Raw genomic sequence first — 233 nt, forward strand, 5'->3', positions numbered from 1 at the left:
TGCAAACCTGTTTGAGTCAGTAGCACTGTCGCACCGCTGTCCTCCAGCATAAAGCGGATACGTTCGGACGGATAATCTGCATCTAACGGTACATATGCCCCGCCGGCTTTCCATACCGCCAGTACGCCGACCAGCATGTCCACCGAGCGCTCACTTAAAATACCAACAATGGATTCGCGCCCAATGCCTTCATTCCGCAATCTACGAGCAAGTTGGTTCCCACGCTCGTTCAG

The 233-nt window shown here is 53.6% G+C and carries 1 protein-coding gene; it reads right to left on the reverse strand.

What is annotated here, in order from left to right; translation table 11 throughout:
- Positions 1-233 (reverse strand): AMP-binding protein (locus tag ACUYLD_RS25815; RefSeq protein ID WP_446676255.1); only part of this gene is annotated, 233 nt, incomplete at both ends.

It is taken from the genome of Paenibacillus sp. SER-28, assembly GCF_052906305.1.